Annotated in this window: 12 protein-coding genes; 8 read left to right on the forward strand and 4 right to left on the reverse strand. The window is 66.1% G+C overall.

All coding sequences use genetic code 11. From position 1 onward, the window contains the following. Positions 1 to 58 precede the first annotated feature (58 nt). From LDO41_RS28550 to LDO41_RS28565, 4 genes are all read left to right on the forward strand, one after another. Complete coding sequence (locus tag LDO41_RS28550; protein WP_223994425.1) at positions 59 to 535, forward strand: (2Fe-2S)-binding protein; 477 nt, start codon at positions 59 to 61, stop codon at positions 533 to 535. Further along, positions 532 to 2,865 (forward strand): xanthine dehydrogenase family protein molybdopterin-binding subunit, encoded by a 2,334-nt coding sequence (locus LDO41_RS28555; RefSeq protein ID WP_223994427.1) that lies wholly within the window; start codon positions 532 to 534, stop codon positions 2,863 to 2,865. Before LDO41_RS28550 ends, LDO41_RS28555 begins: the two co-directional genes overlap by 4 nt. 181 nt (positions 2,866 to 3,046) lie before the next feature. Beyond that, entirely contained in the window at positions 3,047 to 3,193 is a 147-nt protein-coding gene (locus LDO41_RS28560) for a hypothetical protein (RefSeq protein WP_223994429.1), read from the forward strand. Then, positions 3,186 to 3,728, forward strand: a complete 543-nt coding sequence (locus LDO41_RS28565; RefSeq protein ID WP_223994431.1) for a thioredoxin family protein — start codon at positions 3,186 to 3,188, stop codon at positions 3,726 to 3,728. The genes LDO41_RS28560 and LDO41_RS28565 overlap by 8 nt, the downstream gene beginning before the upstream one ends. A gap of 12 nt (positions 3,729 to 3,740) precedes the next feature. Here the strand turns inward: LDO41_RS28565 and LDO41_RS28570 are convergent, their stop codons facing one another. The 4 genes from LDO41_RS28570 to LDO41_RS28585 all read right to left on the reverse strand — a co-directional run bounded on the left by LDO41_RS28570 (position 3,741) and on the right by LDO41_RS28585 (position 9,120). Beyond that, positions 3,741 to 4,622 (reverse strand): flagellar brake protein, encoded by an 882-nt coding sequence (locus LDO41_RS28570; protein WP_223994433.1) that lies wholly within the window; start codon positions 4,620 to 4,622, stop codon positions 3,741 to 3,743. Positions 4,623 to 4,701: 79 nt separating this feature from the next. Further along, on the reverse strand, positions 4,702 to 6,171 hold the full coding sequence (locus tag LDO41_RS28575) for a TAXI family TRAP transporter solute-binding subunit (protein ID WP_223994434.1): 1,470 nt from the start codon (positions 6,169 to 6,171) through the stop codon (positions 4,702 to 4,704). Between the two features lie 38 nt (positions 6,172 to 6,209). Next, positions 6,210 to 7,397, reverse strand: coding sequence for a sodium/glutamate symporter (gltS, locus tag LDO41_RS28580; RefSeq protein WP_223994436.1), 1,188 nt, complete (start codon positions 7,395 to 7,397; stop codon positions 6,210 to 6,212). 142 nt (positions 7,398 to 7,539) lie between these two features. Beyond that, complete coding sequence (locus LDO41_RS28585; RefSeq protein WP_223994439.1) at positions 7,540 to 9,120, reverse strand: methyl-accepting chemotaxis protein; 1,581 nt, start codon at positions 9,118 to 9,120, stop codon at positions 7,540 to 7,542. A gap of 148 nt (positions 9,121 to 9,268) precedes the next feature. Here LDO41_RS28585 and LDO41_RS28590 point away from each other — a divergent pair, with 148 nt between their 5' ends. The 4 genes from LDO41_RS28590 to LDO41_RS28605 all read left to right on the forward strand — a co-directional run bounded on the left by LDO41_RS28590 (position 9,269) and on the right by LDO41_RS28605 (position 13,471). Continuing rightward, the gene (locus LDO41_RS28590; RefSeq protein WP_223994441.1) at positions 9,269 to 10,180 is read left to right on the forward strand and encodes a LysR family transcriptional regulator; all 912 of its coding nucleotides are present in this window, start codon (positions 9,269 to 9,271) and stop codon (positions 10,178 to 10,180) included. A gap of 122 nt (positions 10,181 to 10,302) precedes the next feature. Next, positions 10,303 to 11,190: a LysR family transcriptional regulator gene (locus LDO41_RS28595; protein WP_223994443.1), complete on the forward strand. Its 888-nt coding sequence runs from the start codon at positions 10,303 to 10,305 to the stop codon at positions 11,188 to 11,190. Beyond that, entirely contained in the window at positions 11,183 to 12,349 is a 1,167-nt protein-coding gene (locus LDO41_RS28600) for a YbfB/YjiJ family MFS transporter (protein ID WP_223994445.1), read from the forward strand. Before LDO41_RS28595 ends, LDO41_RS28600 begins: the two co-directional genes overlap by 8 nt. Positions 12,350 to 12,388: 39 nt before the next feature. Next, positions 12,389 to 13,471, forward strand: coding sequence for an NAD(P)H-dependent flavin oxidoreductase (locus LDO41_RS28605; RefSeq protein WP_223994447.1), 1,083 nt, complete (start codon positions 12,389 to 12,391; stop codon positions 13,469 to 13,471). The last annotated feature ends 35 nt before the right edge of the window (positions 13,472 to 13,506 follow it).

Here is a 13,506-nt window from a genome sequence, read left to right on the forward strand (position 1 = left end):
CCGGGGGGCCGATGCTGGCCTCCCCGTAGTTGGCCTCCCCATCCCTGCACGAGACACGATGACCACCACCACACTAAAAATCAATGGCCAGGTCCATCAGGTGGACCTTTCGCCCGACACGCCCCTGCTGTGGACGCTGCGCGATTCGCTCGGCTTCACCGGTACCAAGTTCGGCTGCGGCATGGCGCTTTGCGGCGCCTGCACCGTCCACGTTGACGGCCAGCCCACGCGCTCCTGCGTGACGCCGATCTCGACCATCGCCAACAAGTCGGTCAACACCATCGAATCGGTCGAGAACGACCGCGTCGGCAAGGCCGTCCAGGACGCCTGGGTCGAACTTGGCGTGGCGCAATGCGGCTACTGTCAGGCCGGTCAGATCATGACCGCGACCGCGTTCCTCAAAAGCAATCCGCGTCCCACCGACGCGCAGATCGTGTCCGCGATGAGCGGCAATATCTGCCGCTGCGGCACCTATACGCGCATCAACGCGGCCGTCAAGCGCGCCGCCGCCACGCTAAACGGGAGGACCGCATGAGCCTGACGACCGAAAACAACCAAAGCGCCGACGTGCTCGCTCGGCCTTCTCGTCGTTTATTCCTGCAAGGTGGCGCCGCGCTGACGCTCGCCGTGCAGATGGGTGGCGTGGTCTCGCTGGCGCAGGCGGCCGAGCCCAAGAAGTACGGCGGCGACGCGATGCCCGGCGGCGTGGTCGACAACCCGCTGGTGTTTGTCTCGATCGGCACGGACGGCATTGTCACGATCGTGGCCCACCGCGTGGAAATGGGCACCGGCGTGCGGACCAGCCTGCCGATGGTGGTGGCCGACGAAATGGAAGCCGACTGGAATCGCGTCAAGATCGTGCAGGCCGACGCCAACGAAGCGCGCTACGGCAGCCAGAACGTCGACGGCTCCCGCAGCATGCGCCATTTCCTCTCGCCGATGCGCCGCGTGGGCGCTTCCGCGCGCCAGATGCTGGAAGCCGCTGCCGCGGCCCAGTGGAACGTGCCGGTCAGCGAGGTACAGGCCCGCAATCACGAGGTTCTGCACACGGCCAGTGGCCGTCGTCTCGGCTTTGGCGAACTGGCCGAAGCCGCGGCGAAGCAGCCCGTGCCGGCCGCCAACGCGCTCGTCCTGAAGAAGCCCGAAGCGTTCCGCTATATCGGCAAGGGCAAGATCGTGCCGACCGACAGCCGCGACATCGCACGTGGCCGCGCCACGTACGGCATCGACGTGCGCCTGCCGGGTATGGTCTACGCCGTCATCGCACGCCCGCCGGTCTACGGCGGCAAGGTGCGCAGCTACGACGCTGCCGAGACGCTCAAGGTGCCGGGCGTGCAGCGCGTGGTCGAGCTCAAGGGCTACGACGGTCCGCCGCTGTTCAATCCGGTGGGTGGTATTGCCGTGGTCGCGACCAATACGTGGGCCGCGATGCAGGGCCGCGCCGCGCTGAAGATCGAGTGGGACAACACGGCCGAAATCGGCGCCAAGAATGCCGGCTATGACTCGGCGGCATTCCGCACCACGCTGCAAACGGCCGCGAACCAGCCGGGCAAGGCGCTGCGCAACGATGGCGACGCGCTGACGACGCTGTCGTCGGCACCGGCCGCGCGCAAGGTCTCTGCCGAGTACTACATCCCCCACCTCGCGCACGCTTCGATGGAATCGCCGGTCGCCACCGCACGCTTTGTCGACGGCAAGTGCGAGATCTGGGCGCCGTCGCAGGCACCGCAGGGCGCGCTGGAAAGCGTGGCCAAGCACGTCGGGCTCGATCCGAAAGACGTAACCGTGCATCTGACGCTGCTCGGTGGCGGCTTTGGCCGCAAGTCGATGGCCGACTTCATCTCCGAAGCGGCACTCGTGTCGAAGGCGCTCGGCGGTACGCCGGTCAAGCTCCAGTGGACGCGTGACGACGATCTGCGCCACGACTACTTCCACACGGTGTCGGTGGAACACCTCGAGGCCTCGCTCGACAACGGCGGCAAGCCGTCGGCGTGGCTGCACCGCTCGGCGGCGCCGACCATCGCGTCCACCTTCAAGGTCGGCGCCGAAGGCAAGGCCGATTTCGAGGCCGCGATGACGGCCATCAATATTCCGTACCAGATTCCGGGCATCCGCCTGGAATCGGCGGACGTGCCGGCGCACGCGCGTATCGGCTGGTTCCGCTCGGTCTCGAATATTCCGCATGCGTTCGCGGTGCAGAGCTTCGTCAGCGAACTGGCCCACAAGGCCGGCCGCGATCCGAAGGACTATCTGCTGGAACTGATCGGCCCGGCGCGCCGCATCGATCCGACCACACTCTCCGACAAGTGGAACTACAACGAGTCGCCGGAGGTGTATCCGCTCGACACCGGCCGCATGCGCCGCGTGGTGGAAGAAGCCGCGCGCCGCGCGAACTGGGGCCGCAAGCTGCCGAAGGGCCACGGCCTTGGCATCGCGATCGCGTACAGCTTCGTCACCTACGTGGCCACGGTGGTGGAAGTGAAGGTGGATGCCAAGGGCGAGATCACGATCCCGCGCGTGGACATGGCGATCGACTGTGGTCCGCAGGTCAACCCCGAACGCATCCGCTCGCAGGTCGAGGGCGGTTGCGTGATGGGCGTGGGCCTGGCCATGCTGGGCGAGATCACGTTCAAGGATGGCAGCGTCCAGCAGAGCAACTTCCACGACTTCGAGGTGCTGCGCTCCCATATGGCGCCGCGCGTGATCAACACGTGGTTGGTCGGTGGCGACTTCGATGTGCCCGCCGGCGGTGTCGGCGAGCCGCCGGTACCGCCCGTGGCACCCGCGCTGTGCAACGCGATCTTTGCGGCAACCGGCAAGCGCATCCGCTCGCTGCCGATCCGCGATCAGCTCACACGCACCTGACAGCACGAGGGGGAGACCCCTGCGAGGGCATGCCCAGGAACGCCGCGGTATCACCGCGGCGTTTTTTTGTTGCGTTTTGCAAAGTTGCGTGTCGCCCGGGCCGCCCGATACATAGCGACACACACCCCGCCCCCGCACTCACCATAATCGCCTCACATTCTCGTCACCCGTGAGGCACGCCATGAAGCGAACCCTGATCCTTGCCAGCATGATCCTGTCGGCGTTCACCGGCGAACTGCGCGCCACCGCTGCCTGCCGCTGGGTGCCCGCCAAACCGGCCGCGGTGCAACAGCGCCGTACGTCACGCCAGGAGTCGCATCATGCGTAATGCCATTAAAGTTGCCCTCGCTGCCGCAGCCGTCGCGGCCCTCTATATCGTTGGCGCCGGCGCCAGCATCAGCACCCCCACCGTCGGCGATCAGGGCAAGGCGCCCGATTTCGTCGGCATCGACAAGTGGCTCAATTCCCAGCCGCTGAACATGGAGAAACTGCGTGGCAAGGTCGTGCTGGTCGACTTCTGGACGTACTCGTGCATCAACTGCGTCAACACGCTGCCCTATGTGAAGCAGTGGTACGAGAAGTACAAGGATCAGGGCCTCGTGGTGGTGGGCGTCCACACCCCGGAGTTTCCGTTCGAGAAGTCGACGTCGAACGTGGAAGCGGCCATCAAGCGTTTCGGCATCACGTATCCGGTCGCGCAGGACAACAACTACGCCACGTGGTCCGCGTACAGCAACCAGTACTGGCCGGCCACATATCTGATCAATGCCGACGGCAAGATCGTCTACAAGCACTATGGCGAAGGCGCCTACAAGGAAACCGAGTCGGTGATCCAGAAACTGCTGAGCGAGCGCAAGCAGTAAGCCAGGCGCGCGTTACTCTCCCAAAGCGCCACCGGGCCGCATGGTGGCGCTTTCCAGCAGTTTCTCGTGGATGAACGCGTGCAGCAGGATCGCCTCGCGTTCGCCACAACCGTCGAACGCCACACCCACGCAGTGGAACGGCGCTTCAACGATGCCTTCGATGTCCTGGCGCTCATCCCGCGTAAAGCCGGTGATCGAAAACTTCGACTTGATGCCGGCCGCGCGCAGCGTGAACTCCAGCCGAACCTCGCGGCCCGGCTCGGTGAGCGCGTCGCTGGCGGTGCTGATCGAGGCCCCGCCCATGCTCAGATCGGTCAGCAGCACGGTCTGCGGGGCGATGCTGCCGTCCAGAACCGTCAGCTTGGCCACCACGCGCACGGGCACGCGCACACTGCCGCGCATCTCGCGGGTTTCCACGTTCTGGATATCGGCCAGCATCCAATATGGAAATGGCGTACGCGACGACGCATGGACGCGCGCGGAGAAGCTCAGGATGCTGGTGCCGGTAAAGCCGCGGAACAGCACGGTTTCCCCTTCGACCACGTCCACCTGCTTGCCCGTCAGGTTCGGCCACGCGATAAACGCCGCGCCCTCGGCAAAACCGATCAGGCGGCTGACCGCCGCGCGGCTGGCATCGCCCGGCCGCTTGACGTGCAGCAGCGTGCCGACCGGCAGGCCATAGCGGTCATGCCAGGGCGAGCCCGGCTCGTCCGCGCCGAGCGGCGCCATGTCGTCCGCCCAGAAGCAGCGCCCGGCCTGCAGCACCAGCCGGCGCTCCTCATCGCTCTGGAAGACGGTGCCCTCGTCGGCAACCGGGAACCCGAGCTCGTCGACCAGCGCCGATTTCAGGGGCGCGCCCAGTTCGATGTCTTCTGCCTGAACCTCTTTTCGCATAGATGGAATCCATTTGCGCCGCGAGCGCCTCATCCATAACTCTAGCAAACTCGGAAGACGGTTTCGAGAGACTTGCAGATCACCGCGCGGCCATGCCGTCGAGCACCTTCGCGGCGGACAGATGTTGCGGGATCGGCAGCCCCTGTTTGGCGTTCTCGGGCGCGATCTGCACGCCCTGCGCGCTGCCGCGCGCCGCAAGGTCGTTGCCCTTGCCGTACACCTCGCGCGTCACGCTGCCGATCTCGGTGTCGGACAGATCCGATCCGGCCAGCAGGATTGCCGCCGTTGCCACGGTCGGGACGGGCTGATCCTGATCCGAATATGCGCCCGGCACGATCGTGTACGGAAAATAGCCGCGCCGGGTGGCCACCAGCGTGTCGATGCCGGCCTTGCTCAGCGGCAGCAGACGCACCTGATCGTCGACCAGCATGTCGCGCACGCTGTCCGCTGGCACGCCGATGATCTGCACTACCGCATCGACTTCGTTGCCACGCAATGCCACCAGCGCTTCACCAATCGCCAGCTCCTTCGGCACGATATCGGGCAACGCCAGGCCATGGGCCTGCAGCACGCGTAGCGCGGTGGTACGCGAGGCCGAGCCGGGCGTGCCGATGGCGACCCGCTTGCCGCGCAGGTCGGACATCGCCTTGATGGAGCCGCTCGCGGCCACCAGCACATGCACGGCCTCCGGATACAGGCTGCCGATCGCGCGCAACGTGCTGAACGGGCCGCTGTCCGCAAACGCGCCCTTGCCCTCGTATGCATCGAGCACCGCGTCGCCCTGCGCAAGCGCCAGCGAGACCCGCCCATCGCGCAGCAGGCGCAGGTTTTCCTCGCCGCCATGGGTGACCAGTGCCACCGCCCGCATTTTCGTGCTGGCTGCCATGGCTTGCGCCAGCCGCAGGTACTGGCCATGTTCAGCGCCTGCCGCGATCGCATAGCCAGCATCGATGCGCGCACGTCGCGCCTGAATGGTCGCGTAGGCGGCCTGCAATTCCTGCTGAATGACGGCCTGCTCCGCCGGCGACGCGGACTGCTGCGCGGCATCGATGACCTTGCGCATGGCGTCGAGGATCGCGGTGGGACCCTGCGTGGCATTGGTCGCGTACGCGGGCGCCTCGGCCGGACGGTATCCGCCCGCGGAGACGGCCACCCAACTGCCGCCTTCGCGGCGATACAGCGCGGTGCCGTGCGCGCGAATCACGTCGCCCGCCTTGTTGCCGCCGGAGGTAATGCCACTGATGCCCTTGGGGCCGGCACCGAGTGCCGACACCAGCCCCGCCACACCGGGTGCATCCCACGCGCCGAAATCGAAATCGCGCCGGAGCCGCAGCTCGGTATCGAAATAGACGATGCGCCGCGTCTCGCCGCTGGGCGCCTTGGTATCGGCCTGCGAGCCGCGCCGCGCAAAGTCGGATACCTCGACCGTACCGGGCGGCAGCGCCTGCGCCAGGCGCTCATCGACGCCATTGCGCAGGGCACCCGCATCGGGCCCGCCGCTGCAGGCGGCCAGCGCTGTCGCAAGGCAGAGCAGCGTGAGGCAACGCATGAGGTGACGCATAAAATGACGCAGGACATGAGGCATGGTCATCCCCCCATGAATGGCAGCGCGAGCAGCAGCGTCAGCACGAACGCATTCATCAGGTCAACGAAGAATGCGCCGGCCAGCGGTGCGATCAGGTAGCTGCTGGGCGCCGGGCCGTGCCGGGCGGTGATGGCCGCCATATTGGCCATCGCGGTGGCGGTGGAACCCATGTTGAAGCCGATAAACGCGGCCGACGTGACTGCGGCCTCGTAGTCGCGGCCCATAAAGCGAAAGCATACGAACACCACGTACAGCACGATAAACACGACCTGCATCGCAATGATCAGCAGGAACGGTCCCGCCGAACGCGCGACATCGACGATATCCAGCGCCATCATCGTCATGACAAGGAACAGCGACAGGCAGGTGCTCGAGATCAGATCGGCGGCGCGATCGTCCCATCTGACGCCCACGAATGGCAGCAGGTTGCGCAGCGCGATGCCGGCCATCATGCACCACAGGAACGAGGGAATCGTGATGGCGCCGCCAGACAGCTGCGCCGCCAGCCAGCGGCTGGCCACCACGGCGGCGAGGATGCCGGCCAGCGAGCCGATCACCGAGATGGTCGAGATCGGCGCGGCGGCCTCGCGTTCGCTGGCGACCGCCGCGTCGTCGGACGCCGAGCGCAGGCCGTACTTGCTGATCAGGTATTGGGCAACCGGGCCCGCGATGATGCCGCCGACGATCAGGCCGATCGTGGCCACTGTCATCGACAGTTCCATCACCGATTGCAGGTTGTTGATCTCGGCAAAGCGCTCGGCATAGGCAGCGCCAGTGCCATGCCCGCCGACAAGCGTGATGGAGCCGCCGACAAGCCCGAAGATCGGATGCAGATCGAGCAGCCGCGCCATCGACACGCCCACGAGGTTCTGCACGAGGATGTATGGGAACAGGATGATCAGGAAGATCACCAGCGCGCGACCGCCGCGCCGCAGCATGCGCAGGTCGGCGGTCAGACCGACACCGCCGAAGAACATCAGCAGCAGCGTCGGCTTGATGCTCTGCTCCATCGTGACCTGAAAGCCGGAGGTCGCGACGGTCACCGACGCCAGCACCGCGAACAGCAGTCCGCCGGTGATGGGGTCCGGAATGTTGTAGCGGGACAGCACACCGACGCGCCGGTTGATCAGCGCACCGATGAGCAGCATGACAAGCGCGGCCAGCAGACTGGCAACGGGTTCGAGTTTCATCGGGATGTCTCCCTTGTTATCGCTCCCCTTCTTTTTATGCTCCCACGTCTGTCGCTCCCTGACAGCACGGGCCCTTTTGACGATAGAGCGCAAGTGCCGTCATTGCAACCTGTCTTTGTCTGACCGAATCAGCGATGACCGGTCAGGCCAGCATCGGCACGCCAGCTCCGCGTGCCACGGCCGGCAGCTGGAACGACGCCACCGTGCCACGCAGCACGCCGGCCTGCTCTTCGAGCGCCTGCGCGGCCGCCGCGGCCTCTTCCACCAACGCGGCGTTCTGCTGCGTCACCTGATCCATCTGGGTCACGGCCAGGCTCACCTGCTCGATGCCGGCCGATTGCTCGGTCGACGCGGCACTGATCTCGCCCATGATGTCCGTCACGCGACGCACCGCCTGGACGACCTCGCCCATCGTGGCGCCGGCCTGATCCACCTGCCGCGTGCCCGCTTCCACGCGGTTCACGGTGTCCTGAATCAGCGTGACGATTTCCTTCGCTGCCGTGGCCGAACGCTGCGCCAGCGCGCGCACTTCGCCCGCCACCACCGCAAAGCCGCGTCCCTGCTCACCCGCGCGCGCGGCTTCCACCGCGGCGTTGAGCGCCAGGATATTGGTCTGGAACGCGATGCCTTCGATCACGCTCGTGATATCGCCGATCTTCTTCGACGCGGCATCGATCTCGCTCATGGTGTCCACCACGCGGCGCACCGCATCGCCACCGCGCGCGGCGGTATCGGAGGCATCCACAGCCAACTGATTGGCCTGCTTGGCGTTGTCGGCGTTCTGACGCACGATCGAGGTCAGCTCCTCCATGCTCGATGCGGTCTGCTGCAGCGCGCTGGCTTGTTCCTCGGTCCGTTGCGACAGGTCGAGGTTACCGGCCGAGATCTGGCCCGTGGCCGTGGCAATCGCCTCGCTGCCGCCACGCATGGTCTGGATCGTGGTGATCAGGCCCTGCTGCATCTTGTCCAGGCCGCGCAGGAGCCGGCCCATCTCGCATTGGGTGGTCGCCTGAATGGACTGGGTCAGGTTGCCGCTGGCGATCTCATCGAAGCTCTCCAGCATGCGTGTCAGCGGTACCGAGATCGCGCGTTGCAGGCCGATCGCGCAACCGAGCGCGGCGAGCACGCCGATCGCGATTGCGGAGATCACCAGCCACAGGAAGTGCTCGGAGCGTTCCGTGGCATGCGCATAAAGGGCTTCCGCCTGCTTGCGCTGCGTGCGTTCAAGTTCTTCCATCGCGCCGGAAAGCCCCGAGTTGCGCGGCGGCAGCGTGACCATGACGATATTGTCGGCGCCCGCGCCATCACGCGCGCGCAGCGCCGCGAACAGCGGGTCGAGCGCATCCTTGAAGTACGCCGCGCGAATGCCCTCCACCTTCTCGGCCAGCGCCTTCTCCTCCGGCGACTTCGGCAGCGCGAGGTAGGCCTTCCACGCTTCGTCGGACTTGGCGCGATAGGCCTGTGCCTTGTCCACGGTTTCCATGACATCGGGCGCTTCGGGGTGCAGCATGGCGCGGTCGAGCGTGGTGCGCACCACGGTCAGGTTCAGCTGCGCGCGGGCGACGCTCGCCATCGCGGCCATTTCCTTGCCGTAGATCTCCTTGATGTCGCGATCGGCGGACTGCATTCCCACCGCGCCGATGATGCCTACCGCGACCAGCAGCACCGCGAGCAGGAGCAGAGCTGCGTTGAGGCGCAGCCGGATGGACAGCTTGTTGAACATGATGGACCCCTGTTACGTGGACTTGCGTACGTAACGGCGTAAATCGGGCGCACTTTAGGCCAAAGTATGTAATGTCTTGTTAGCGAGGCGGAAAGCTGCGGCTCGCGGTACGATGGCAACCATTTTCCGCTCTGCCGCCCTCCGAATCATGAAGCGCCAATTTGACGACCTCCAGCTTGGCAGTATCGAACTGTTCAACCTCGCCGCGGAGTTGAGCAGCTTTTCGGCCGCCGCCGTGGCCGCCGGAGTGACCCCCGCGGCCGTGAGCCGCAGCGTGTCGCGGCTCGAGGAACGGCTCGGGGTTCGGCTGTTCGTGCGCACCACACGCCAGATCCGACTGACCGAGGAAGGCCGTACCTACTACGAGCAGGCGCGTGTGGCACTGGCCCAGCTGGTCGATGCCGAACGGCTGATCAGCGGCCAGCATGCGGCGCCGGCCGGGCGGCTGCGCATCAGCCTGCCCACGCCGTACGCGCATTACCGCGTACTGCCGGCGCTGCCGGAGTTCCGCAAACGCTTTCCGGACGTCGAGATGGATGTCCATATCAGCAACCGCAACGTCGACTTTGCCGACGATACCTTCGACCTGTCGGTCCGGGGCCGCGCGCCCGATGATTCGACGCTGATCGCGCGCAAGCTCGAGGATGCCGAAATGGTCGTGGTGGGCACGCCCGCATACCTGCGCCAGTCCCCGCCGCTCAAGACGCTCGACGACCTGCACGCGCACGAATGCATCGGCTTCGATATGCCGAGCAGCGGCCGTCGGCTGCCCTGGATTTTCCAGGTGGAGGGGGAAACCGTCGACGTCACGACCACCGGCACCTACCGCACAGCGGAGGATGCGCTCGGTGGCGCCACGCTCGCGCGCGCCGGCGCGGGGCTGTTCCAGACCTATCGCTTCGTGGTCGAGCAGGACCTGCGCGATGGCACGCTGGTCGAGGTACTCAAGGATTTCGGCGGCAGCTCGCGCCCCTTCGTGCTGCTGTACCCGCACGCGCGCCATCTGTCGAGCCGCGTGCGCGCGCTCGTTGATTTCCTCGTCGAGAAGTTCTCCGACTGATTTCCCCGCAAAACAGTTGATACATGGCGGAACAGGTTCCGAGTGGATCTCGCCTTGACTTGTGTATCTCAATATACGAACATGATTTCGGCATCGATCTGTTTTTGGGATCAAACGACATCATGGATCTGACCGAACTCGAGATATTCCGGACCGTGGCGCAGGAGCAAAGCGTCACCCGCGCGGCCGCCGTGCTGGACCGCGCGCAATCCAACGTGACCACACGCGTCAAGCAGCTCGAGGAATCGCTCGGGGTCTCGCTGTTCCGCCGCGATAGCAAGCGCATGATGCTGACGCCCGAAGGCCAGCGCTTTCTGGGCTATGCCAATCGGCTGCTGGCGCTGGCCGAAGAGGCGCGGCAATCGATGCAGCAGGCCGTGCCCACCGGGCGCCTGCGCATTGGCTCGATGGAAGCCGCGGCCGCGAGCCGCCTGCCCCATCCGCTGGCGCGCTTCCATCAGCAGTGGCCCGATGTTGAGGTCGAAATCCAGACCGGTACCACGCAGTTTCTGGCCGATGCCGTGGCGGGTCATCGCCTGGATTGCGCGATCGTCGCCCACCCCTCGCCCGAGCTGTCGCGCTCGGGGCCGTCGCCCGAATTCGGGGCCGGGCTCGAAGGCACCTATCTGTTCACCGAAGAGCTCGTGCTCGTGGTGCCCGCCAGTCACAAGCGCGTGCGCCGGCCCTCGGATCTCGAGGTGCGCAGCCTGGCCGCCTTCGCGCGCGGCTGCACCTATCGCCAGTGCGCGCTCGACTGGCTCGGTAGCGAAGGCGATGGCGTCCAGCGCGAGATCAAGGTGCTCGAGATGTCCTCTTATCACGCGATGCTGGCGAGTGTCAGTGCCGGCGCCGCGGTAGCGATCGTGCCGAAGTCGCTACTGGAACAACATCGGTATACGCTCGACGTACAGACCGTCAACCTGCGCAAGGTGCATTCGTACCTGATTCGCCGCGAGGGCTTTCATACGGTTGCGTACGAGGCATTTCTTGAGGAGTTGCAACGTGTCTAGCCTCCATTCCACCGCCTCGCGTCCCGCACCCTCCTCGGCCGCGCCATCGCAGTTTGCCGCCACCATCGCGGCGATGCTCGCGCTTGCCGTCGCCATGGGTTTTGGCCGTTTCGCCTTTACCGGCATGTATCCGCTGATGGTGCGCGACCATCTGCTGTCCGTCGATGGTGGCTCGTGGGCTGCCTCCGGCAACTACGCGGGCTACCTGATCGGCGCGTTGCTGGCCTCGCGCATGCCCACCGCGCGCGCTGCCGCCACCGCGCGCATCGCGCTGGTTGGCACCGTGCTGGCGCTGTTGGCGTTGGCGCTGCCCGTGCCAGCGGGCGTGGTCATCGCGATTCGGCTGATCGCGGGCGTGCTCAGCGCGTTCGGTCTGGTGGCCGCCGCGGTGTGGCTGTTCTCCCATGTGGGCAATCATCGGGGCGCACCGCTGCTGTTCGCGGGCGTCGGCGTTGGCATTCTGGCATCGGCCGAGATCATCGCCGGCGGCAACCTTGCTGGCTGGTCGAGCCCCGTGATGTGGATTGCGCTCGCGGTGGTGGCCGCGGCGTTCGTAGTCATCGCATGGCCCGCGCTGGGGCGTGACTATGCCACCTCGGCGGAGAGCCCCGCGCATAACGCCACGATTCCCGGGCTGGTCGGTCCGTGGCCACTGATCGCGGCCTATGGCCTCGCCGGCTTTGGCTATATCGTGACCGCCACCTATCTGCCGCTGTTTATCCGCGACGCCTTGGGTCATGTCGATCCGATCCACGTATGGGCCGCGTTCGGTCTGGGCGCGGCGCCGTCATGCTTCGTCTGGCATGCCGCGCACGAGCGCTACGGCACGCGTCGCGCGCTGTCGGTGAATCTGATCCTGCAGGCCATCGGCGTGCTGTTGCCCGTGTTGGTGCCTTCCGCCGCCGGTTATCTCGGCAGCGCGGTACTGGTGGGCGCGACCTTCGTCGGCACCACGACCATCGCACTTTCGGCTGCGCGTCATGTGGCGCATCGCGTCAACTTCAATCTCGTTGCGGTGCTGACGGCGGCTTATGGCATTGGCCAGATCGCGGGCCCGCTGGCCTCTACCGTGCTGATGGGCCATTCGCATAGCTTTACCTGGCCGCTGGTCAGTGCGGCTGGCGCGCTGTTGGCTGCCACGCTGTTCTGCTTTCTTTGATTCCGTATTCGATTTCTGCCTGATTGCTGCGAGTCCATCATGTCCTTCTCCAATCCTCTGCTCTCCCGTCTCGGCATTACGCTGCCCATCATTCAGGCGCCCATGGCGGGTGTGAGCACCCCCGCGATGGCTGCGGCGGTTTCCAACGCGGGTGGCCTCGGTTCGCTCGGCGTGGGCGCGACCAATGCCGCGGGCGCGCGCAAGGTCATTCGCGAGACGCGCGCGCTGACCCACAAGCCGTTCAATATCAATCTGTTCTGCCATCCGCCCGCAGTGGCCGATGCGGCCGCGGAGCGCGCATGGCTCGACTACCTCGCGCCCGACTTCGCCAAATGGGGGGCTGAGCCGCCGACACGACTCGCCGAGATCTACAAGAGCTTCGTTGTCGATGAGGAAATGCTCGAGATGCTGCTCGAGGAAAAGCCCCCCGTGGTGAGCCTGCATTTCGGGCTGCCGCGCCGCGAGTGGCTGGATCGCCTGCGCGCAGCCGGTATCTACCTGATGGCAAGCGCGACCAATGTGGAGGAAGCACGTCTGATCGAGGCTGCTGGCGTTGACGCGATCGTCGCGCAGGGTGTCGAGGCGGGTGGGCATCGCGGCATGTTCGATCTCTCCGCCGTCGATGAGGGGCTGGGTACGCTGGCGTTGGTGCGTCTGCTGGTCAAAAACACGAAGCTACCGGTGATTGCCGCAGGCGGCGTCATGGACGGTGCCGGCATTGCCGCGGCGCTGGCGCTGGGCGCGCAGGCCGCGCAACTGGGCACCGCGTTCGTGACCACGACCGAGTCGGCCGCGGATGCGGCATATCGCAATGCGCTGCTCTCGGGCACGCCATTCCGCACCGCGTTCACCAGTTCGATCTCGGGCCGGGCCGCGCGGGGCATTCACAACCGCCTGATGGCACTCGGCGAAGCCGCCGACCATCCGCGCGTGCCGGATTATCCCATTGCCTACGATGCCGGCAAGTCGCTGCATGCGGCCGCCAAGGCCAAGGGCTCGGCCGCGTACGCGGCGCAATGGTCGGGCCAGGCCGGCTCGCTCGCGCGCGCGATGTCCTCGGCCGAACTCGTGGCCACGCTGGTGGCCGAGTTCGAAGAGACAGTGAAAGCGCTAAGCAGCTGAAGCACCGGCCGCAGCCGCCGCGTCTGCCCGCCGGT

Source organism: Cupriavidus pampae (genome assembly GCF_914271485.1).
GTDB classification, from domain to species: domain Bacteria; phylum Pseudomonadota; class Gammaproteobacteria; order Burkholderiales; family Burkholderiaceae; genus Cupriavidus; species Cupriavidus pampae.

Excerpts from the sequence above, each read along its gene's own strand:
- LDO41_RS28555 (WP_223994427.1), top strand. The coding sequence starts at position 532 with ATGAGCCTGACGACCGAAAACAACCAAAGCGCCGACGTGCTCGCTCGG.
- LDO41_RS28550 (WP_223994425.1), top strand. The coding sequence starts at position 59 with ATGACCACCACCACACTAAAAATCAATGGCCAGGTCCATCAGGTGGAC.
- LDO41_RS28605 (WP_223994447.1), top strand. The coding sequence starts at position 12,389 with ATGTCCTTCTCCAATCCTCTGCTCTCCCGTCTCGGCATTACGCTGCCC.
- LDO41_RS28575 (WP_223994434.1), bottom strand. The coding sequence starts at position 6,171 with ATGCGTTGCCTCACGCTGCTCTGCCTTGCGACAGCGCTGGCCGCCTGC.
- LDO41_RS28595 (WP_223994443.1), top strand. The coding sequence starts at position 10,303 with ATGGATCTGACCGAACTCGAGATATTCCGGACCGTGGCGCAGGAGCAA.
- LDO41_RS28585 (WP_223994439.1), bottom strand. The coding sequence starts at position 9,120 with ATGTTCAACAAGCTGTCCATCCGGCTGCGCCTCAACGCAGCTCTGCTC.
- gltS (WP_223994436.1), bottom strand. The coding sequence starts at position 7,397 with ATGAAACTCGAACCCGTTGCCAGTCTGCTGGCCGCGCTTGTCATGCTG.
- LDO41_RS28570 (WP_223994433.1), bottom strand. The coding sequence starts at position 4,622 with ATGCGAAAAGAGGTTCAGGCAGAAGACATCGAACTGGGCGCGCCCCTG.
- LDO41_RS28590 (WP_223994441.1), top strand. The coding sequence starts at position 9,269 with ATGAAGCGCCAATTTGACGACCTCCAGCTTGGCAGTATCGAACTGTTC.
- LDO41_RS28565 (WP_223994431.1), top strand. The coding sequence starts at position 3,186 with ATGCGTAATGCCATTAAAGTTGCCCTCGCTGCCGCAGCCGTCGCGGCC.
- LDO41_RS28560 (WP_223994429.1), top strand. The coding sequence starts at position 3,047 with ATGAAGCGAACCCTGATCCTTGCCAGCATGATCCTGTCGGCGTTCACC.